This window comes from Streptomyces sp. NPDC002018 (assembly GCF_042890865.1).
GTDB lineage: Bacteria > Actinomycetota > Actinomycetes > Streptomycetales > Streptomycetaceae > Streptomyces.
Map to the genome: position 1 here is coordinate 30,961 of NZ_JBIASO010000023.1, position 19,654 is coordinate 50,614.

Annotated in this window: 16 protein-coding genes; 9 read left to right on the forward strand and 7 right to left on the reverse strand. The window is 73.1% G+C overall.

What is annotated here, in order from left to right; translation table 11 throughout:
* Positions 1 to 385: 385 nt before the first annotated feature.
* Entirely contained in the window at positions 386 to 3,424 is a 3,039-nt protein-coding gene (locus ACFYYH_RS29520; protein ID WP_388557267.1) for an FAD-binding and (Fe-S)-binding domain-containing protein, read from the forward strand.
* Between the two features lie 64 nt (positions 3,425 to 3,488).
* On the opposite strand, the gene ACFYYH_RS29525 is transcribed toward ACFYYH_RS29520, so the two are convergent.
* A complete protein-coding gene (locus tag ACFYYH_RS29525; protein WP_388557269.1) occupies positions 3,489 to 4,559 on the reverse strand; it encodes an alpha/beta fold hydrolase in 1,071 nt (356 codons plus the stop codon).
* 258 nt (positions 4,560 to 4,817) lie between these two features.
* Positions 4,818 to 5,675: a LysR family transcriptional regulator gene (locus tag ACFYYH_RS29530; RefSeq protein ID WP_388557271.1), complete on the reverse strand. Its 858-nt coding sequence runs from the start codon at positions 5,673 to 5,675 to the stop codon at positions 4,818 to 4,820.
* Between the two features lie 147 nt (positions 5,676 to 5,822).
* Between ACFYYH_RS29530 and ACFYYH_RS29535 the strand changes: the two genes are divergently transcribed.
* From ACFYYH_RS29535 to ACFYYH_RS29560, 6 genes are all read left to right on the forward strand, one after another.
* Complete coding sequence (locus tag ACFYYH_RS29535; protein WP_388557274.1) at positions 5,823 to 6,869, forward strand: DMT family transporter; 1,047 nt, start codon at positions 5,823 to 5,825, stop codon at positions 6,867 to 6,869.
* A 306-nt stretch (positions 6,870 to 7,175) separates the two neighbouring features.
* Positions 7,176 to 7,949 carry a TIGR03084 family metal-binding protein gene (locus ACFYYH_RS29540; protein WP_388557495.1) on the forward strand — a complete coding sequence of 258 codons (774 nt, stop codon included), beginning with the start codon at positions 7,176 to 7,178 and terminating at the stop codon, positions 7,947 to 7,949.
* Positions 7,946 to 9,913 (forward strand): acyclic terpene utilization AtuA family protein, encoded by a 1,968-nt coding sequence (locus tag ACFYYH_RS29545; protein WP_388557277.1) that lies wholly within the window; start codon positions 7,946 to 7,948, stop codon positions 9,911 to 9,913. The genes ACFYYH_RS29540 and ACFYYH_RS29545 overlap by 4 nt, the downstream gene beginning before the upstream one ends.
* A complete protein-coding gene (locus ACFYYH_RS29550; RefSeq protein WP_388557280.1) occupies positions 9,910 to 11,508 on the forward strand; it encodes an acyl-CoA carboxylase subunit beta in 1,599 nt (532 codons plus the stop codon). The genes ACFYYH_RS29545 and ACFYYH_RS29550 overlap by 4 nt, the downstream gene beginning before the upstream one ends.
* A gap of 8 nt (positions 11,509 to 11,516) precedes the next feature.
* Positions 11,517 to 13,568, forward strand: coding sequence for an acetyl/propionyl/methylcrotonyl-CoA carboxylase subunit alpha (locus ACFYYH_RS29555; RefSeq protein ID WP_388557282.1), 2,052 nt, complete (start codon positions 11,517 to 11,519; stop codon positions 13,566 to 13,568).
* Entirely contained in the window at positions 13,565 to 14,704 is a 1,140-nt protein-coding gene (locus ACFYYH_RS29560) for an acyl-CoA dehydrogenase family protein (RefSeq protein WP_388557285.1), read from the forward strand. The genes ACFYYH_RS29555 and ACFYYH_RS29560 overlap by 4 nt, the downstream gene beginning before the upstream one ends.
* Positions 14,705 to 14,889: 185 nt before the next feature.
* Here ACFYYH_RS29560 and ACFYYH_RS29565 read toward each other — a convergent pair whose 3' ends face one another.
* Genes ACFYYH_RS29565 through ACFYYH_RS29580 form a run of 4 tightly spaced genes read right to left on the reverse strand, consistent with a single transcriptional unit; the run spans position 14,890 to position 17,335 of the window.
* Positions 14,890 to 15,621 carry a WbqC family protein gene (locus ACFYYH_RS29565; protein WP_388557288.1) on the reverse strand — a complete coding sequence of 244 codons (732 nt, stop codon included), beginning with the start codon at positions 15,619 to 15,621 and terminating at the stop codon, positions 14,890 to 14,892.
* Positions 15,622 to 15,664: 43 nt separating this feature from the next.
* On the reverse strand, positions 15,665 to 16,333 hold the full coding sequence (locus tag ACFYYH_RS29570; protein WP_388557290.1) for a YdcF family protein: 669 nt from the start codon (positions 16,331 to 16,333) through the stop codon (positions 15,665 to 15,667).
* Between the two features lie 16 nt (positions 16,334 to 16,349).
* Entirely contained in the window at positions 16,350 to 16,721 is a 372-nt protein-coding gene (locus ACFYYH_RS29575) for a hypothetical protein (protein ID WP_388557292.1), read from the reverse strand.
* 5 nt (positions 16,722 to 16,726) lie between these two features.
* On the reverse strand, positions 16,727 to 17,335 hold the full coding sequence (locus ACFYYH_RS29580) for a TetR/AcrR family transcriptional regulator (RefSeq protein WP_388557294.1): 609 nt from the start codon (positions 17,333 to 17,335) through the stop codon (positions 16,727 to 16,729).
* 110 nt (positions 17,336 to 17,445) lie between these two features.
* Between ACFYYH_RS29580 and ACFYYH_RS29585 the strand changes: the two genes are divergently transcribed.
* Positions 17,446 to 17,850, forward strand: coding sequence for an ester cyclase (locus ACFYYH_RS29585; RefSeq protein ID WP_388557297.1), 405 nt, complete (start codon positions 17,446 to 17,448; stop codon positions 17,848 to 17,850).
* A gap of 64 nt (positions 17,851 to 17,914) precedes the next feature.
* On the forward strand, positions 17,915 to 18,601 hold the full coding sequence (locus tag ACFYYH_RS29590; RefSeq protein ID WP_388557300.1) for an SDR family NAD(P)-dependent oxidoreductase: 687 nt from the start codon (positions 17,915 to 17,917) through the stop codon (positions 18,599 to 18,601).
* Positions 18,602 to 18,833: 232 nt separating this feature from the next.
* On the opposite strand, the gene ACFYYH_RS29595 is transcribed toward ACFYYH_RS29590, so the two are convergent.
* Complete coding sequence (locus ACFYYH_RS29595; RefSeq protein ID WP_388557303.1) at positions 18,834 to 19,652, reverse strand: hypothetical protein; 819 nt, start codon at positions 19,650 to 19,652, stop codon at positions 18,834 to 18,836.
* Positions 19,653 to 19,654: the final 2 nt, after the last annotated feature.

Sequence of the window (19,654 nt, forward strand, 5' to 3'; positions counted from 1 at the left end):
GTGCGCGGGGGAGGGCAGGCCTGTTCGCTGGAGGTACCGGTCATGGTCATTCGGCATCGCCTTCCGGGTGCGTGGGGGTGGCCGGGTGCGGTGGAGCGGTTCGTACGACCTTCCGGAAGACGCTGGACCGGGTGCCGGTGGGGCGGCGGAGGGCACGGCGGGGACGGGGGAAGCCCCGCGGCGCCCGCCTTCTCGGGTGAGCCGAGGTGATCCGGAGGTGACAGTGGTGACAGGCTCGGAATCTGTTGAATATTGCTCAAACGGTGGCCACTATATGAGATTTGACGATCAGTTTGGGAGCTTCCTGTTCGCTTTCTTCCGTGCTCTGGGGAGGACGAGCGTCGAAAAGCCGGGGTTGCGGTGATGGCGGAGGCATCCTGGGCTCATGGCTGAGTCGGATGCGCACACAGCGGCAAGGGTGACGGCGGCGGCGAAGACGGAGGCGGCGGAGGCGGCGGCCGCCGCGACGGCACTCGCGCGGGCGCTGAGAGGGGCCGTGCGCGGCGAGGTGGAGTTCGACGCGGCGGCGCGCGCCCTGACCACCATGGACGCGTCCAACTACCGGCGGGTGCCGGTGGGGGTGGTCGCGCCCCGCGACGCGGCGGATGTCGCGGCGGCGCTCGCGGTCTGCCGGGAGCACGGCGTACCGGTGGTGCCGCGCGGCGCCGGGACCTCGATCGCCGGGAACGCCACGGGCGTGGGCGTCGTGCTCGATCTCACCCGCCATCTGCGGTCCATCGTCTCCGTGGACGCCGGGGCGCGCACGGCGGTCGTCCAGCCCGGTGTGGTCCTGGACGATCTGCGCGCCGCCGTACGGCCGCACGGACTGACCTTCGGGCCCGATCCGTCCACCCACAGCCGCTGCACGCTCGGCGGGATGATCGGCAACAACGCGTGCGGAGCGCACTCCGTCGCCTGGGGCACCACCGCCGACAATGTGCGGGAGCTGTCGGTCCTGACCTACGGCGGCGACTCGCTCCGGCTCGGCCGGGGCTGGGACGGCGCCCCCGCCGGACTGCGCGAGCTGACCGAGCGCAGCCTCGCGCCGCTGCGCACCGGCTTTCCCGCCGGACTGCCCCGGCTGATCTCCGGGTACGCGCTGCACGCGCTGCTTCCCGAGGCGGGCACCGAGCTGGCCCGCGCCTTCTGCGGCAGCGAGGGCACGCTCGGCGTGGTCACCGAGGCGACCGTACGGCTGGTCGAGGCGCCCCCCGCGCGCGCCCTGGCCGTCCTCGGCTACCCGGACGAGAGCGCCGCCGCCGAGGCCGCGCCGGGGCTGCTGCCGTACGGCCCGCTGACCGTCGAGGGCATGGCCGAGGATCTCGTACGCGTACGCGTACGGGACGCAGGCGGCGGTGGGGCCGGGCACGCGCTGCCGCGCGGCGGTGCCTGGCTCTTCGTGGAGACCGGCGGCGCGACCCCCGCCGAGGCGCGGGCCGCCGCCCTGGCGGTCCTCCGCGCGGCCGACGCCCTGGACGGCACGGTGGTGGACGATCCGGTGGGCCTGCGGGCCCTGTGGCGGGTACGGGAGGACGCGGCGGGCACCGCGACCCGGATGCCCGACGGCAGCGAGGCATGGCCGGGCTGGGAGGACTGCGCGGTGCCACCGGCCCGGCTCGGCGCGTATCTGCGGGACTTCCGCGCGCTGCTGGCCGAACACGGCCTGCGCGGCACGCCGTACGGGCACTTCGGCGACGGCTGTATCCATGTCCGGATCGACTTCGACCTGCTGGGCGAGGACGGCGTACGGCGCTTCCGGCGGTTCTCGGAGGAGGCGGCCGCCCTGGTGGTCGCGCACGGCGGCTCGCTGTCGGGGGAGCACGGCGACGGGCTGGCCCGCTCCGAGCTGCTGACCCGGATGTACGGGGACGAACTGGTCGGACTGTTCCGGGAGTTCAAGGATCTGTGGGACCCGGCGGGTGGGATGAACCCGGGGGTGCTCGCCCGGCCGGCCCGGCTCGACGAGAATCTGCGTTTCTCCGTGCTGCCGCGCGAGCGGGTCGACGTCGCCTTCGGCTATCCGCACGACGGGCCCGGGGGCGGGGACTTCCCGGCGGCCGTGCGCCGGTGCGTCGGCGTGGCCAAGTGCCGGGTGGCGGGGCCGGGTGAGGGTGCCGGGGTGATGTGTCCCTCGTTCCGCGCGACCGGCGAGGAGCGGCACTCCACCCGGGGGCGCGCCCGGCTGCTGCACGAGATGCTGGCGGGCGAGGTGATCACCGACGGCTGGCGCTCGGAGGAGGTACGGGACGCCCTCGACCTCTGTCTGTCCTGCAAGGGATGCCGCAGTGACTGCCCGGTGGGCGTGGACATGGCCACGTACAAGGCGGAGTTCCTCCACCACCACTACCGGGGACGGCGGCGGCCCGCCGCGCACTACGCGATGGGCCGACTGCCGGTGTGGCTCAGGGCGGCGGCGCCGTTCGCGCGGGTGCTGAACGCGGCGGCGCGGGTGCCGCCGCTGGCCGCTGTGGCCAAGCGGCTGGGCGGCATCGCTACAGAACGTACGATTCCGCGGCTGGCGCCCGAGACCTTCGGACGGTGGCTGAGGCGCCGTACGAAGGGCAGGACCGAGGTGTTCGCGCCCGGCCGTACGGTGATCCTCTGGCCCGACACCTTCACCGAGTATCTGGCGCCCTCGGTCGGCCGGGCGGCGGTACGGGTGATGGAGGCGGCCGGGATCGGCATCGTGGTGCCGCCGGGCGAGCGGGGCGGGCAGCGCGGGCGCGGCGGCCAGGTGTGCTGCGGGCTGACGTATGTCTCGACGGGCCAGCTCGACCAGGCCCGTGCGGTCATGCGCCGCACGCTGGACATGATGGAACCGCTGCTCGATCTGGACCTCCCGGTGGTCGTCCTGGAGCCGAGCTGCGCCGCCGCGCTGACGACCGATCTGCCGGAGCTGCTCTCCGGTGATCCGCGCGCGGCGCGGCTGGCCGCGTCCGTACGGACCTTCGCCCAGGCCCTGGAGGAGTGCGCACCGCAGTGGGAGCCGCCCAGGCTCGACCGCGCGGTCGCCGGCCAGACCCACTGCCACCAGCACGCGGTCCTCGGTGACGCGGCGGACCGCAGGCTGCGTGAACGGGCGGGTCTGACCGGCGAGCTGAGCGGCGGCTGCTGCGGTCTCGCGGGCAACTTCGGTTTCGAACGCGGCCACTACGAGGTGTCGGTGGCCTGTGCGGAGGACCAGCTCCTGCCCTCGGTCAGGGCGGCCGAGAGGACGAAGGGGACGGAGGTGCTGGCGGACGGCTACTCCTGTCGCACCCAGCTCGAACAGCTCGGCGGACACCGGGCACGGCATCTCGCGGAGGTGCTGGCGGAGGCGCTGGAGCGGGAGGAGCGGGAGGAGCCGGGGGAGACGCTGCGGGAGGGGAGGCCGGAGGGGAGGCCGGGGGAGGGCCCGGGGGAGGGCCCGGCCTGGGGACGCTGACGGGCGCCGGTGCGTCGTCCTGGGACCGGTGTGCCCCGGGTCCGGTGCCTGCCGGGCCGGTGCGTCAGCTCACCGTGGGGCGCCGTCTGCGGACCACCGAGACCATGCCCATCCCCGAGACCAGGCCCATCCCCGCGACGACGGCCGCGCCCGTGGCACCGGTGACGGCCGGTCCCGTGGAGTCCGAGGCGGCCAGGGTCCTGGCAGGCTCCCTGGTGGTCGCGCGGGACCGGGCGGCGTCCAGGATCAGACTCCTGACGGCCTTCGGATGGGTGAGCATCACCAGGTGCGGGGCGTTGATCTCCACGGTGTGCGAGCGGGCCCGCCGGGCCTCGAAGCGCTCCAGCTCGGGCGGGAGGGCCCGGTCCTGGGTGGAGACCAGGGCCCAGGAGGGGATGGTCCGCCAGGCGACGGGACCGGCCGCGTCGGCCAACGCCTGTGCGGTGATGGGCCGTTGGGTGGCCGCCAGTACGGCTGCGGCGGCGGGTGTCAGCGAGGCGGCGAAGACCGGCCGGAACCGCTCGGGCCTGATGTAGAGATCGGTGCCGGTCGAACCGTTCGGCCCGGTGAACGGCACCTGCTTCAGGGCCGGGGTCAGCTCACTGCCGGGATATCTGCTGGAGAGGACGGAGAGGACCTCGCCCTTGTCGGGTACCAGCGCGTTGATGTACACGAGCGCCTTGACATGGGGGTTGCCGACCGCCGCGCCACTGATCACGGCCCCGCCGTAGGAGTGGCCCGCCAGGACGATCGGGCCCTCGATGCTTCTGAGGACGCTCGCGAGGTACGCCGTGTCACCGGGCAGTCCCCTGAGCGGGTTGGCGGGGGCCAGGACGCGGTAGCCGTCGTGCTGGAGGAGCGGGACGACCTCGCCCCAGCTCGACGCGTCGGCGAACGCACCGTGCACCAGCACGATGGTCGGTCTGGCGGTGCCGCCGCCGCGGTGCGCGGGGGCCGCGAGGGCGGCGCCGGCGGCGGGGACGGTACTCGCGAGCGTGGTCGCGGTGAGCATCGCGGCGAGCGCGTACCCCCGGCGGGAACGTATCCGCGGGCCGTTGCGGGAGCCGTCGCGCGAGCCTTTCCCCGGTCCGGTGCCCGAACGTATCCGCGGGCCGGGAGTGGAGGGCATGGCCATGTCTCTCTCCATCTGATGGGCGGACGAGAACGGCATCAGTGTGGTCAACGCCCGGCGGCGGGGCGCGCGGCGAGGAGCATGCGGGTGAACCGGGCCGCCATTCGGGTAGCGCTTCCGGTACGGGGGTGTCGGCCCGGATCGGGCCCCGGAGGTCAGACCGGATCGGGCCCCGGGGGTCGGCCCGGATCGGGCCCCGGAGGTCAGACCGGATCGGGCCCCGGAGGTCGGCCCCGTTCAGGCCCCGGAGGTCGGCCCGGATCAGGCCCCGGAGGTCAGTTCGTGCGCCAGCGCGACCAGCCGGGGGATCGCCGGGTGCGTGGCGCCTTCACGCCAGACCAGGAAGACCGGGAGGGGCGGGGCGTCGGAGAGCGGACGGTAGGCGACGCCCGGATGCGGATGGATCGCCGTCGTCGAGGCGCCGGTGACCCCGATACCGCGCGCCGCGGCGATCGCCGCCAGCCAGTCGTCGGTGTTGGTGACCGTGACGGTGGCCGCCGGACCGGCCCCCGCCGGCCACAGCGCGGGACTCGTCGTGCCCGAGACCCGGTTGACGAGCAGCGTCTGCGACGCCAGGTCCGCCAGGGTGAGCGACGTACGCGCGGCCAGCGGTCCGTCCGCCGGGACCGCCGCGACCCGGCCCTCCGTGAACAGCGGCTCCTTGACCAGCCCCGGGACCTCGACCGTGCCGCGCAGCAGCGCCGCGTCGACCTCGCCCCGGGTCAGCCCCGCCGTACGGTCGTCGATCCTGAGCAGTTCCAGCGGGGTCCCGGGCTGCTCCCGTTCCCAGCGCCGCAGCAGCGGAGTGGTGTACGGGCCGAAGGCCGACCACGGATGGCCGAGCCGCAGCGGCCGGCGGCGCAGCCGGCCCGGGTCCAGGGCCTCGTCGAACGCGGCCACCGCCGCGGCGGCCTTGTCGCGGAAGGCGCGCCCTTCCGCCGTGAGCGCGAGATGGTGGGTGGAGCGCTCCGCGAGCCGTACGCCGAGGTGCTTCTCCAGCGCCGCCAGGGCACGGGAGACGGCGGGCTGGGTGAGATGCAGCCGGGCCGCGGCCCTGGTCAGGGTCGGTTCTTCGGCGATGGCGAGGAAGCAGCGGAGATGGCGCATCTCAATGCTCATGCGTCCGGAGCATAACGGCAGCCCAGTCGGCATTTCACGGGGCGGGACGACGAGCCGTAGCGTGAGCGGGGAAGCGGGTGGGTGCAGTACAGTGTGTTGGACCTCAAGTCCACTGAAGTGAACTATGTGTATCAGGGGAGGAATCCGGTGGAAGAGCCGCGTACCACGACGGCCGCAGCCTCGGTCTCACTGCCGGAGGCCGCCGGAACCGCGCTCCCTGAGGCGGGTGCCGGTGCCGGTGCCGACGCGGGGGCTGGTAGCAGCGCGGGTGCGGGCGCGGGTGCCCGCACCGGGGCCGGTGTCCAGGCCGGGGCCGGTGGGCGCCGTGCCGGTGCCGGGCGCGTGGGCCCGGTCGCCCTGGTCGTCGCGGGCGGGCTGTCCGTCCAGTTCGGCGCCGCCGTTGCCGTGCTGCTCATGCCGCGCACCGGTGCCCTCGGGGTGGTCTCGCTGCGGCTCGGGCTCGCCGCGATCGTGCTGCTCGTGGCGTGCCGCCCCACACTGCGCGGCCACTCGCGCGCCGACTGGGGGACCGTCATCGCCTTCGGCGCGGTGCTGGCCGCCATGAACGGGCTCTTCTACCAGGCCGTGGACCGTATCCCGCTGGGCGCGGCCGTGACCCTCGAAGTCCTCGGCCCGCTCACGCTCTCCGTGATCGTCTCCCGGCGGCTGGTCAATGTGCTCTGGGCCGTGCTGGCGCTCGGCGGGGTGCTGCTGCTCAGCGGCGGCGGCTTCGACCGGCTCGACCCGGTGGGCGCGGCCTTCGCGCTCTCGGCGGGTGCCATGTGGGCGGGCTACATCATCTTCAGCGCGCGGACCGGCCGGCGCTTCCCGCAGGCCGACGGACTCGCGCTGGCGATGGCGGTCGCCGCCCTGCTCGCGCTGCCGCTCGGTGTCGCCGAGTCGGGATCGAAGCTGCTGGTGCCCTCGACGCTGGGGCTGGGTCTCGCGGTGGCGGTGCTGTCCTCCGTCCTCCCGTACACCCTCGAACTGCTCGCCCTGCGGCGGCTGCCCTCCTCGACCTTCGCCGTCCTGATGAGTCTGGAACCGGCCATCGCGGCGACGGCGGGATTCCTGGTGCTGAGTCAGGCGCTTTCCCTCACCGACGCGCTGGCCATCGCGCTGGTCATCGCGGCGAGCATGGGAGCGGTACGGACCCAGGTGGGCGGCAGGGGCGGGCGGGACGGCAAGGAGTAAAGCAAGCATGCTTGCTTGTTTCTCCCGGCGCTGCCATGCTCCGGGGCACGCACACCGCCGTGTCCCGAGGGGAGCGCACCCGTGCCCGTATCCGGCCCCGCGCCCGGTTCTGATTCCGGCCCCGCGTCGGATTCTGATCCCGGCCTCGCCCCCGGTTCTGATTCCGGCTCTGATTCCGGTTCCGCTTCTGATTCCGGCTCCGCGTCAGGTTCCGTAACCGGTTCCGCGTCCGACCCGGTGTCGGTGTCGGTGTCCGGGGCCGCGACCGCCGCCGATGGCCCGTCCCGTACCGCCGCGTTCCGCGAACTGCTCGGAGATCTGCGTGCCGAGAGCGACGACGCCGACGCTCTCGTCGCCTCACTGGAGCCCGGCGGCTGGGCCCTCGCGACCCCCTCGCCCGGATGGTCGATCGCCCATCAGATCGCGCATCTGACCTGGAGCGACCGGGCCGCGCTGCTCGCCGTGACCGATCCCGGGGCCTTCGCGGAAGTGGCGGGGAAGGCCCTCACGGCCCCCGGCTCCTTCGTCGACGAGGGGACGGCGGCCGGAGCCTCGCTCCCGCCCGCCGAACTGCTCGCGCGCTGGCGCGACGGACGCGCCCGCCTCGGGAGCGCTCTGCGCGAGTCGCCGCCCGGCGTCCGTTTCCCCTGGTTCGGACCGCCGATGAGCGCCGCCTCGATGGCCACCGCGCGGCTGATGGAGACCTGGGCGCACGGCCAGGACATCGCGGACGCGCTGGGTGTCCGGCGCACGCCGACCGCGCGGCTGCGGCATATCGCCTGGATCGGGGTACGGGCCCGCGACTACGCCTATCTCGTCCGCGAGGAACGGCCGCCCGCCGAGCCCTTCCGTGTCGAACTGACCGGGCCCGGCGGGGAGTTCTGGACCTACGGTCCCGAGGGCGCGGCCCAGCGGGTGACCGGACCCGCGCTCGACTTCTGTCTGCTGGTCACCCAGCGGGCGCACCGCGCGGATCTCGCCGTACGGGCGGAGGGCGCCGACGCCGACCGCTGGCTGGACATCGCGCAGGCCTTCGCGGGCCCGGCGGGTCCGGGCCGCGCGCCCAAGGGGGCCCGATGAACGCCGCCACCGGCACCCCGGACTCCGGCACGGGCGCCGGCGCCACCCCCGGTGTGCTGCGGATCGGGAACGCCTCCGGCTTCTACGGCGACCGCTTCGACGCACTGCGCGAGATGCTCACGGGCGGTCCGCTCGACGTCCTCACCGGGGACTATCTCGCCGAGCTGACCATGCTCATCCTCGGCAGGGACCGGATGAAGAACCCGGACGCCGGATACGCGAAGACCTTTCTGCGCCAGTTGGAGGAGGGGCTCGGACTGGCCCATGAGCGGGGCGTGCGGATCGTCGCCAACGCGGGCGGACTGAACCCGGCCGGGCTCGCCGCCGCCGTACGCGAGCTGGCCGGGCGGGTGGGGGTGCCGGTACGGGTCGCCCATGTCGAGGGCGACGACCTGCTGGCCCACCGGAAGTGGGGCGAGGGGGTCCTCACCGCCAACGCGTATCTCGGCGGCGCCGGGATCGCCGCGTGCCTGCGCGCGGGAGCCGATGTCGTGATCACCGGCCGGGTCACGGACGCGGCGCTCGTGACGGGACCGGCCGCCGCCCACTTCGGCTGGGACCTCCAGCACCTCCAGCACCTCCAGGACCCGAGCGCCACGGACGGCACGCACCCCACGGACGGCACGAACAGCCCGGACAACCCGGCCGGTACGAACAGCCCGGACGGCCCCGGCGCCCACCCCGGCGGCCCCCACCCCGGCGGCCCCCACCTCGGCCCCCGCCCCGGCCCCCACCCCGGCGGCCCCCGCAGTGCCTCCGTCCTCGACGCGCTCGCGGGCGCCGTCGTCGCCGGTCATGTGCTGGAGTGCGGCACCCAGGCCACCGGCGGCAACTACTCCTTCTTCACCGGGCACGACCTGCGCCACCCCGGCTTCCCCCTCGCCGAGATCCACCCCGACGGTTCCGCGGTCATCACCAAGCACCCCGGTACGGGCGGTGTCGTCGATGTGGGCACCGTTACCGCGCAGTTGCTCTACGAGACCGGCGGCGCCCGGTACGCGGGTCCCGAGGTGACCGCCCGGCTCGACACCGTACGGCTGACCCAGGAGGGGCCCGACCGCGTCAGGATCAGCGGCGTACGGGGCGAGCCGCCGCCCCCCACGCTCAAGGTCGGCCTGACCCGGATCGGCGGCTGGCGCAACGAGGTCGTGTTCGTCCTCACCGGTCTCGACATCGAGGCCAAGGCCGCGCTGGTGCGCGAGCAGATGACGGACGCGCTCGCCAGGACACCCGAGCGCCGTCCGGCCGAGGTGCGCTGGGAGCTGGCCCGTACGGACCGGCCGGACGCCGACACCGAGGAGACCGCCAGCGCCCTGCTGCGGCTCGTCGTGCGCGACCGCGATCCGGAGGCGGTGGGGCGTGCGGTCGGCGCGGCGGCCGTCGAGCTGGCCCTCGCCAGCTACCCCGGCTTCCATGTCACCGCGCCGCCGGGCAAGGGCGCGCCGTACGGGGTCTTCGAGGCGGAGTACCTCGGCACGGCGGAGGTCACCCAGATAGCCGTCCTGCCGGACGGCCGGCGGGTGACGGTGCCCCATCCCGTCCGTACGCGGGCACGTGAGCCCGTCACCGAGACGGCACAGCGGCTTCCCGAGACGGCACAGCGGCTTCCCGAGCCGCTCCCCGCCGGACTGCCCACCCGGCGCGCGCCCCTCGGCCGTGTCGTCGGCGCCCGCAGCGGTGACAAGGGCGGCGACGCCAATGTCGGAGTGTGGGCGCGGGACGAGGACGGCTGGCGCTGGCTGGCCCATGAGCTGACCACCGAGCGGTTCCGGCAGCTCATCCCCGAGAGCCGGGAGCTGACCGTCGTCCGCCATGTCCTGCCCGACCTCCGCGCCCTCAACTTCACCGTCGAGGGCCTGCTCGGCGAAGGCGTCGCCGCCCAGCACCGGTTCGACCCCCAGGCGAAGGCCCTCGGCGAGTGGCTGCGCGCCCGCCACCTGGACATCCCGGAGGTACTGCTGTGACCGTGCTCCCCACGGCCCTCGACACCGCGTCCCCCGACTACGCCGCCCACCGTGAGGCCATGCTCGGCAAGCTCGCCGCGCTGGCCGACGAGCACGCCAAGGCCCTGGCCGGCGGGGGTGAGAAGTATGTGGCCCGCCACCGCGCGCGCGGCAAGCTGCTCGCCCGTGAGCGGATCGAGCTGCTCCTCGACCCGGACACCCCGTTCCTGGAACTGTCACCGCTCGCCGCCTGGGGCAGCGACTATCCCGTCGGCGCGTCCATGGTCACCGGTATCGGGGTGGTCGAGGGCGTCGAGTGCGTGATCACCGCCAACGACCCGACCGTACGGGGCGGTGCCTCCAACCCCTGGACGCTGAGGAAGGCCCTGCGCGCCAACGAGATCGCGTTCGCCAACCGGCTGCCCGTCATCAGCCTGGTCGAGTCCGGCGGCGCCGATCTCCCCTCCCAGAAGGAGATCTTCATCCCCGGCGGGGCGCTCTTCCGCGATCTCACCCGGCTCTCCGCCGCCGGTATCCCCACCGTCGCTGTCGTCTTCGGCAACTCCACGGCGGGCGGGGCGTATGTCCCCGGGATGTCCGACCACACCGTCATGATCAAGGAACGGTCGAAGGTCTTCCTCGGCGGACCGCCCCTGGTGAAGATGGCCACGGGCGAGGAGAGCGACGACGAGTCGCTCGGCGGCGCCGGGATGCACGCCCGTACGTCCGGGCTCGCGGACCACTTCGCGCTGGACGAACAGGACGCGCTGCGGCAGGCACGGCGGATCGTCGCCCGGCTCAACTGGCGCAAGGCGCACGCCGATCCGGGCCCGGCGGAGCCCCCGAAGTACGACGAGGACGAGCTGCTCGGGATCGTCCCCGGCGATCTGAAGATCCCCTTCGACCCCCGTGAGGTCATCGCCCGGGTGGTGGACGGCTCGGACTTCGACGAGTTCAAGCCGCTGTACGGGCCGAGCCTGGTGACGGGCTGGGCCCGGCTCCACGGCTGTCCCGTGGGGGTGCTGGCCAACGCGCGGGGGGTGCTGTTCTCCGCCGAGTCGCAGAAGGCCGCGCAGTTCATCCAGCTCGCCAACCAGCGCGACATCCCCCTGGTGTTCCTCCACAACACCACCGGCTACATGGTCGGCAGGGAGTACGAGCAGGGCGGCATCATCAAGCACGGCGCGATGATGATCAACGCGGTGTCCAATTCGCGCGTTCCGCATCTGTCGGTGCTGATGGGAGCCTCGTACGGGGCGGGGCACTACGGCATGTGCGGCCGGGCCTACGATCCGCGCTTCCTCTTCGCCTGGCCGAGCGCCAAGTCCGCGGTGATGGGCCCCCAGCAGCTCGCCGGGGTGCTGTCGATCGTGGCGCGGGCGTCGGCGGAGGCGAAGGGACAGCCGTACGACCCGGAGGGCGACGCGGCGCTGCGCGCGATGGTGGAGGGCCGGATCGAGGCCGAGTCGCTGCCGGTGTTCCTGTCGGGACGGCTGTACGACGACGGGGTCATCGACCCGCGCGACACCCGCACCGTGCTCGGCCTGTGCCTGTCCGCGATCCACACGGCCCCGGTCGAGGGTGTGCGCGGCGGCTTCGGCGTCTTCAGGATGTGAGGGACGTGATGATCACTTCTGTACTGGTCGCCAACCGGGGCGAGATCGCCTGCCGCGTCTTCCGGACCTGCCGTGAGCGGGGGATCGCCACGGTCGCGGTCCACTCCGACGCGGACGAGGGCGCGCTGCACGTACGGGAGGCGGACACGGCGGTCCGGCTGCCGGGGGCCGCGCCCGCCGACACCTATCTGCGCGGCGATCTGATCGTGAAGGCCGCGCTGGCGGCGGGCGCCGACGCCGTGCACCCCGGGTACGGATTCCTCTCCGAGAACGCGGAGTTCGCGCGGGCCGTACGGGACGCGGGGCTGGTGTGGATCGGTCCCCCGCCGGAGGCGATCGAGGCGATGGCGTCGAAGACCCGGGCCAAGGAGCTGATGGGCGCGGCGGGCGTGCCGCTGCTCGCGCCGGTGGACCCGGCGGCGGCCACGGAGTCGGATCTGCCGCTGCTGCTGAAGGCGGCGGCGGGCGGCGGCGGGCGCGGGATGCGGATCGTCCGTGAACTCGCCGCCCTCGGTGAGGAGCTGACGGCGGCGTCGGCCGAGGCGCACTCCGCCTTCGGCGACGGGGAGGTCTTCGCGGAGCCGTATGTGGAGGGCGGCCGGCATGTCGAGGTGCAGATCCTCGGGGACACCCAGGGCACGGTCTGGGCGCTGGGCACCCGGGACTGCTCCCTCCAGCGCCGCCACCAGAAGGTCGTCGAGGAGGCCCCCGCGCCCGGTCTGCCGGACGGGCTCCGTACCGCCCTGCACGAGGCGGCCGTCACGGCCGCGCGGGCGGTCGGCTACACGGGCGCGGGCACGGTCGAGTTCCTGGTCTCCGCCGAGGGCCGCCCGTACTTCCTGGAGATGAACACCCGCCTCCAGGTCGAACACCCGGTGACGGAGGAGGTGTTCGCGCTCGACCTGGTGGCCCTTCAGCTCTCGGTCGCGGAGGGCGCCGCGCTCCCGGCGGGGCCCCCGCCCGCGCGTGGTCACGCGGTGGAGGCCCGGCTCTACGCGGAGGATCCGTCCCGGGACTGGGCCCCGCAGACGGGCGCCCTGCACGCCCTGGACTTCCCGGACCTCGGCCTGCCCGGCGGTACGGGCCCCCGGCTGCGCGTCGACAGCGGTTACGCCGGAGGCGACACCATCGGGATCCACTACGACGCGCTGCTCGCCAAGGCCGTCGTCTGGGCGCCCACCCGGGACGAGGCGCTGCGCGCGCTGCGGTACGCGCTGCGCCGGGCCCGGGTGCACGGGCCCGGGACCAACCGGGATCTGCTCGTACGGTCGCTGGAGCATCCCGACTTCACGGAAGGCCGGTTCGACACCGAGTTCTACGAACGCCACCTCGACGCGCTGACCCAACCCGCACCCGCACCCGCACCCGCACCCGTGCCCGCGCCCGTGCCTGTGCCCGGCGAGCGGTACGCCGCGATCGCCGCCGCGCTGGCCGACGCCGCCGCCCGGAGGACCGGCCCGGCGGCCCTGCCCGCCCGGCTCGGCGGTTGGCGCAACATCGGCGCGGCAGCGCAGAGCAAGACCTACGGCGAGCACGAGGTGCGCTACCGGGCCACCCGGGGCGGGTTCGCCGTCGAGGGCGACGAGGTGCGGGTGGTCGCGGCGGGCCCCCGCCGGGTCAGCCTCGAAACCGAGGGAGTCGTACGGCACTTCGACGTCACCGCGTACGGCGACGAGGTCCATGTGGACAGCGCCGCCGGGGCGTACCGGCTGACCGCCCGGCCCCGGTTCACCGATCCGACCCCGCGTGCCGAGCCCGGCTCACTGCTCGCGCCCATGCCGGGCACCGTCGTACGGATCGCGGACGGGCTGGCGGAAGGCGCCCGGGTCACCGCCGGACAGCCGCTGATCTGGCTGGAGGCGATGAAGATGGAACACCGGATCACCGCGCCCGCCTCCGGCACGCTCACCGCGCTCCACGCCGCACCCGGCCGCCAGGTCGAGGTCGGCGCCCTGCTCGCCGTCGTCACCGAGACCGCCCAGGAAATCACCGGCACCGCCCAGGAAGTCACCGGCACCGCCCAGGAAGTCACCGACCCCGCACAGGAGGAACCATCATGAGCGGCAGCTTCCTGACCGAGACCGAGGAGCAGAGCGCGCTGCGCGCCGCCGTCGCCGCCCTCGGCCGCCGCCACGGCCGCGGCTACGACCGCGAGACCCTGTGGCGCGAGGCCGGCAAGCTCGGCTACCTCGGGGTCAATCTGCCCGAGGAGTACGGCGGCGGAGGCGGCGGGATCACCGAACTCTCGCTCGTGCTGGAGGAGTTGGGCGCGGCCGGCTGCCCCCTGCTGCTGATGGTCGTCTCGCCCGCCATCTGCGGCACGGTGATCGCCCGCTTCGGTACGGAGGAGCAGAAGCGGCGGTGGCTGCCCGGCCTCTCCGACGGTTCCCTCGCCATGGCCTTCGGCATCACCGAGCCCGACGCGGGGTCCAACTCCCACCGGCTCACCACCACGGCCCGCAGGGACGGCGGCGACTGGGTGCTGAACGGGCGCAAGGTCTTCGTCTCCGGCGTCGACCTCGCCGACGCCACCCTGATAGTCGGCCGCACCGAGGACGCGAGGAGCGGCCGTCTCAAGCCCTGCCTGTTCATCGTCCCCCGGGACGCGCCAGGCTTCCACCGCACCCCGATCGACATGGAACTCCACGCCGTGGAGAAGCAGTTCGAGCTGGTCATCGATGACGTACGGCTGCCCGCCGACGCGCTCGTGGGCGACGAGGACGCCGGACTGCTCCAGCTCTTCGCCGGACTCAACCCCGAACGCGTCATGACCGCCGCCTTCGCCCTCGGCATGGGCCGCTACGCCCTGGACCGGGCCGTCGAGTACGCCAAGACGCGGCAGGTGTGGAAGGAGCCGATCGGCGCCCACCAGGCCATCGCGCACCCCCTCGCCCAGGCCCATATCGAACTCGAACTCGCCGCGCTGATGATGCGCAAGGCCGCGCACCTCTACGACGCGGGCGACGACACCGGCGCGGGCGAGTCCGCCAACATGGCCAAGTACGCCGCCGCCGAGGCCTGCGTACGCGCCGTCGACCAGGCCGTCCACACCCTCGGCGGCAACGGCCTCACCCGCGAGTACGGCCTCGCGTCCCTGGTCACCGCCGCCCGCGTGGCCCGTATCGCCCCTGTCAGCCGGGAGATGATCCTGAACTACGTGTCCCACCAGTCCCTGGGCCTCCCCAAGTCGTACTGACCGCGCCACCAACGATGGCGGGAAGCAACCGGGAGGCCATCGCCCGACCGCCTGCCGCGACACCTACCCGCTCGAGAAGGAAGCGGTCGCGGTCCGCGCTTGTCTCTCAGGGGCAGCGGACATGGGCCGGGAGACCGGCCGCCTTGCTTCGCCCCTTCCCCGGGCCCCTCGCAAGGGTGGTGTCGTCAGCCCTTGGAGAGTGGCTGGTCGTCTGTCGGGGTGTAGACCTGCATCCCGTATGGCGTCTGGTAGTCGACGGCAAGGGCCTTGAGACGGGCGCCCACGGCCCGCGGGCCGAGCACGGCCAGCGCCCACAGGGCACTGAGGCGGCGTCCGGAGGACCAAATGCCGGTTGTCGGCAGCCGGAACGGGGCCACGGCGATGTTCTGGGCTGTGAACGGGGCCGGGTCGAGATAGGTCATGCCGCCGGTCCCGCACAGATACGCGCGGGCACCCGTGACCGCGGCCAGGTCGGCGAGCCGCACAGATCGGCCCGGCCGGGCGGGCAGGAGGCTGCTGGTGAGGATCTGGCCCTGCCAGCCGAGGAGGTCCAGCAGAACGAGGGTGGAGACTTCGGCGACGGCAGCCGTCCGCCCGGTGGTGAAGGCGTCCAGCACCGGTTCCACGGCCTGGGCGAGGGCGGACCAGTGCGGGCTGGCCCCATAGTGCTGCCGCAGCAGTCCGGCGGTCCTGCGGCGGGCCGGGGAGGGGGCGTCGATCACGGCGTCCCGGATGAGAGTGGGCCGCCCCCTGGGCAGGTGGGTGGGGATGGTGAGCCACTGCCGGCGGGCCGGGTCGTCGAGGCCGCCGAGACGGGCTCGGTGCTGGTAGTCGCGGCGGGTGAACTGCACGTCGTCCAAGACGATCCAGTAGTCCGCCGTGAACAGTTTGGCCAGCGTCGTCAGCCTCGGGAACACATTGGGCTGGTGGATGGAGCACAGCCCGCCCAAGGCGGGCAGATCACGAGGTGATGAGACGGCTGGTGAAGCCGTCGCGGATGAGGGATTGGTACGCGGCACGCACGTCCTCCGGAACCTCCTGCTCGATGGCGAAGCCGAGCTTCGGATACTCGATGACCCGCTGGAGGTCGCCGACGAGCATGTCCAGGACGAGCTTCTCGTCGCCGATGGACTTCAGGTAGTCGTCGAACTCCAGCGGCTCCGACGCGCAGAGGATCTCGACGTCGGGCCACAACTTGCGGGCAGTCGCGTACGACCGCCTTTCCATATAGGGCTTGGAGACCAGGAGCACCGTCGTGGGATGGATCCCGGCGGCGGCGAGGACCTCGCGCGAGAGGGTGATGTTCTGCCCGGTGTTCGCCGCGTTCGGCTCCAGCAGGATCGCCTTGGCGGGGACGCTGAGCTCGATGGCGTGCTCGCGGAAATGGACGGCCTCGCCGCGCGGGAAGACCTTGGCGGTGGTGGGGCTGTTGCCGCCGGTGAACACCAGGGTCGGAAAGAAGCCGGAGCGGTACAGCTCGGCGGAGTGGGCGGCGACACCGAGGTCGTGGCTGCCCAGGCCGATCGCTACGTCGACGGGCCGCAGCTCGTGGTGCATCTGGTGGTAGTCCCAGATCAGCTTGGCCCGGCGCCACTGGTCCTCGGTGATGGCCGGCTGGTCGTTGCTCACGCGTGTGTCTCCCTGGTCACCGGTGCCGACGGCTGGTCGGCCCCTCGCTCATGGCCTTGATGCCCTCGATGCTGCGCAGTTGGTGCACGAGTCCGTACTGCGCGGCCACCGTGGCGGTCTGGTCGAGGACGAGGTGTCCATCATCCCGGGTCGCCTGGTCGGAGAGCAGGATGTGGCCATGAGCGGTGTCCAGTCGCACGCGCTGCATCGGTGATTCGGTCGCTCCGCTGCTGCGGGCGATGTCGATGAAGTGCAGGCAGCCGTCAGCCGTTGTCCTCGGCAGCGTCGGCAGCGTCGGCAGCGTCGGCGGCGTCGGGGGCGCGGAAGGAGCGCAGCCGCTGCCGGGGCCGCCGGCGCTCGTGGCGTCCGTTCGCCAGCAGGCGACCACGGGGATCAGGAAAGCGGCCAGCCGCGCAGCGCGGCGTCGGCCATCCTCTGGAGTTCATCACGGGGGACATTGCTCGCGGCCTGCACGGCGATGCCGTGGGCGAGGGTCACGATGTAGCGGGCCAGCAGGCCCGGATCGGCCTCCGGCGGCAGGTCGCCTTCGTCCACGGCCCGCTGGAATCGTTCCCGTATCCAGGTGTTGCCGTCGTCGCGCCAGGCGATGAGGAGATCACGGATCTCCTGCCCGGAGTCGCCGGCGGCCAGCGCGGCCTGCACGCCCAGGCAGCCGTGGGGATGCGCGGGGCGGGTGGTGTTGCGGATGGTGCCGGCGAGGATCGCGCCGGCCACCCCGAGGGCGGTCGGTTCCCGCAGGGCCCGGAACAGGTAGCCGCTGGGGCCGGCGATGTAGCGGTCAAGGGCTTTACGGAACAGCTCCTGCTTGTTGCCGAAGGCCGCGTACATGCTGGTCGTGGAGATGCCCATCGCCTCGGTCAGGCCGGTCAGGCTGGCGCCCTCGTAGCCGTGTTCCCAGAACACCAGCATCGCGCGCTCCAGCGCCTCGTCGGCGTCGAACCCCCTCGGACGCCCTCTCGGACCACTCGGTTTCGTTCCCACTGGTGCGACCCGCCTTCTTCTGTAGCGATCGATGCGGAAAGTGCTACTCTTCCATTCTGCATCAATCACTACAGAACTCGAAGGCGAATCCTCGGAAAGCAGGGTGCCTCATGTCCGAAAGTGAGCTGCGCGCGTTCTACGACCGCTACATCCAGGCGCTCAATGCCCACGAGTTCGACGGCATGGACGAGTTCATCCACGACCGGACCACGCTGAACGGCGAGCCCGCGACCCGGGAGGACCTCCTCTCGGTGCAGAAGCGCGATGTGGACGCGGTCCCGGACCTCCACTGGGAACTGAAGGAACTGCTCTTCGACGGTGACCGGCTGGCCGCCCGTCTGATCAACACCGGCACCCCGGTGAAGGAGTGGCTGGGGGTGGCTCCCACCGGCGCGTCGTTCGAGATCGTCGAGTACGCCATCTATCAGGTCCGCGACGGGCGCTTCGTCCACATGACGGCCCTCCACGACGCCGGAGAAATGCGTCGGCAACTGGCCGCCGGCCGACCTCGGTGAGCACACGGGGCCGTACGCGGCGCATGCGACGGCCCGCTCGGGCCACTATTTCAGGAGGAAGACCATGACCGTCACACTGATCACCGGAGCCAATAAGGGCATCGGTTTCGAGACGGCGAAGCAGCTTCTGGAGCTGGGCCACACGGTCTACATCGGCGCGCGTGACGCCGAGCGGGGCGAGAAGGCCGCGGCGGCGCTCGGCGCACGGTTCGTCCAGCTCGACGTGACCGACGACGCCTCGGTGAGCGGCGCGCTGGCCACGATCGGCGCGGCCGAGGGCCGGCTCGACGTCCTGATCAACAACGCGGGCGTTCTGGGCAACGAAGCCCTCGACGGCCCCACGGCGCTGCGGGTCTTCGACACCAACGCGGTGGGGAACGTCCGTGTCACGGAGGCGGCGCTCCCCCTGCTCCACGAGTCCTCGAACCCCACGGTGGTCACCGTCTCCAGCAGCGCCGGGTCCTTCTGGGCGGTCACCAACCCCGACCGGCCCGAGTACCACCTGCCGCTGGCGCTCTACTCCGCCTCCAAGGCGGCGGCCACCATGCTCACGGTCCAGTACGCCAAGGCCTATCCGGGCATCAGGTTCAACGCGATCGAGCCCGGCACCACCGCCACCGACATGACCGCCGACTTCGGCATCGGCCGCTCTCCCGAGGAGAGTGCCGGGGTCGTCGTACGCTTCGCGACTCTGGACGCGAACGGCCCGACGGGAACCTTCCAGGACGAAGCCGGGGAGCTGCCCTGGTAGACGTTCCCTGGTGGACACCGGGGATCCCTGGCAGACACCGGGGAACGAAAACCCTGAAGGGGCAGAAGCCTGTAGGGGCGGAACCCTGAAGGGGCAGAAGCCTGTGGGGGCAGCACGGCCGCGCGTCCAGGACGCGCAGACCCGGCAGGGCCGAGAGGCCGTTCATCCGGACCGTGGCCGTCTCGGTAGTTCCACGCGGCGCCGGTTACCGCCGGGGCCCGGCGGCGGCGCCTCAGGACAGCGGCAGGGGGATTCCGGCCCGGTGGGCCGCCCAGTCCGCCGCCGCGCGTGCCACGGCGGCGAGCCAGGCCTCTCCGGGCCGCCGCCCGGCCGCCGCTCGGCACATGCGCGCGTGCGCGTCGGCGAAGGCGTCCAGTGCCATGGGCGGAGCCTCGTACCAGGAAGGGCAGCCGGCGACGACGCCTTCCGCCTCGGCCGGTGCGTGGCCGGCCGCCACCAGCTCCACCACGAGCAGGGCGGGGGAGATGTACGCGGCTCCCACAGTGGGCCACGACCAGTCCACCAGCCAGGTGCTGTCGGTGCCGAGGATGAGGTTGGCCGGGTGCCAGTCGGTGTACAGCAGCGCCTGCCCGCGGAAGGCGGTCACGTCCGTGGGCGGTGCGAACCGGTCCCAGCGGCTCTCGGCCCACTCGGCCGCGCCGTCCGGGACAGGGAGGTCGCCGACGCGCCGGACGACGCCGACGACCCGGTCCAGGTCCGTGGAGCCGGGACGAAGGTCGGCCGGACGGCCCTCGACGGCCGTCCAGGCGCCCACGACCCAGCCGTGCTGCCCCCCGGTCTCCCCGGTCTCGGCCCACTCCAGCGGCGGGGCGAGCGGGGGAAGATACGGGGCGAGGGCGATCTCCCGCAGCAGGGAGGCTCGACGTCCCCCGGCCCTGTTACGCATCGCCTTGACGAACACCGTGCCCCCCTCGCCCTCGGCCAGCGCCGTCAGGTCCGACCCGTGGCCGTGCGCGGTGGCCGTCAGGGCCCTGAGGGGGCCTGAGCGGTTCTCGATCAGCGCGCGCAGTGCCGGGTCGGGTTCGGTCATCG

Excerpts from the sequence above, each read along its gene's own strand:
- ACFYYH_RS29590 (WP_388557300.1), top strand. The coding sequence starts at position 17,915 with ATGACCGTCACACTGATCACCGGAGCCAATAAGGGCATCGGTTTCGAG.
- ACFYYH_RS29555 (WP_388557282.1), top strand. The coding sequence starts at position 11,517 with ATGATCACTTCTGTACTGGTCGCCAACCGGGGCGAGATCGCCTGCCGC.
- ACFYYH_RS29595 (WP_388557303.1), bottom strand. The coding sequence starts at position 19,652 with ATGACCGAACCCGACCCGGCACTGCGCGCGCTGATCGAGAACCGCTCA.
- ACFYYH_RS29585 (WP_388557297.1), top strand. The coding sequence starts at position 17,446 with ATGTCCGAAAGTGAGCTGCGCGCGTTCTACGACCGCTACATCCAGGCG.
- ACFYYH_RS29545 (WP_388557277.1), top strand. The coding sequence starts at position 7,946 with ATGAACGCCGCCACCGGCACCCCGGACTCCGGCACGGGCGCCGGCGCC.
- ACFYYH_RS29520 (WP_388557267.1), top strand. The coding sequence starts at position 386 with ATGGCTGAGTCGGATGCGCACACAGCGGCAAGGGTGACGGCGGCGGCG.
- ACFYYH_RS29530 (WP_388557271.1), bottom strand. The coding sequence starts at position 5,675 with ATGAGCATTGAGATGCGCCATCTCCGCTGCTTCCTCGCCATCGCCGAA.
- ACFYYH_RS29560 (WP_388557285.1), top strand. The coding sequence starts at position 13,565 with ATGAGCGGCAGCTTCCTGACCGAGACCGAGGAGCAGAGCGCGCTGCGC.
- ACFYYH_RS29525 (WP_388557269.1), bottom strand. The coding sequence starts at position 4,559 with ATGGCCATGCCCTCCACTCCCGGCCCGCGGATACGTTCGGGCACCGGA.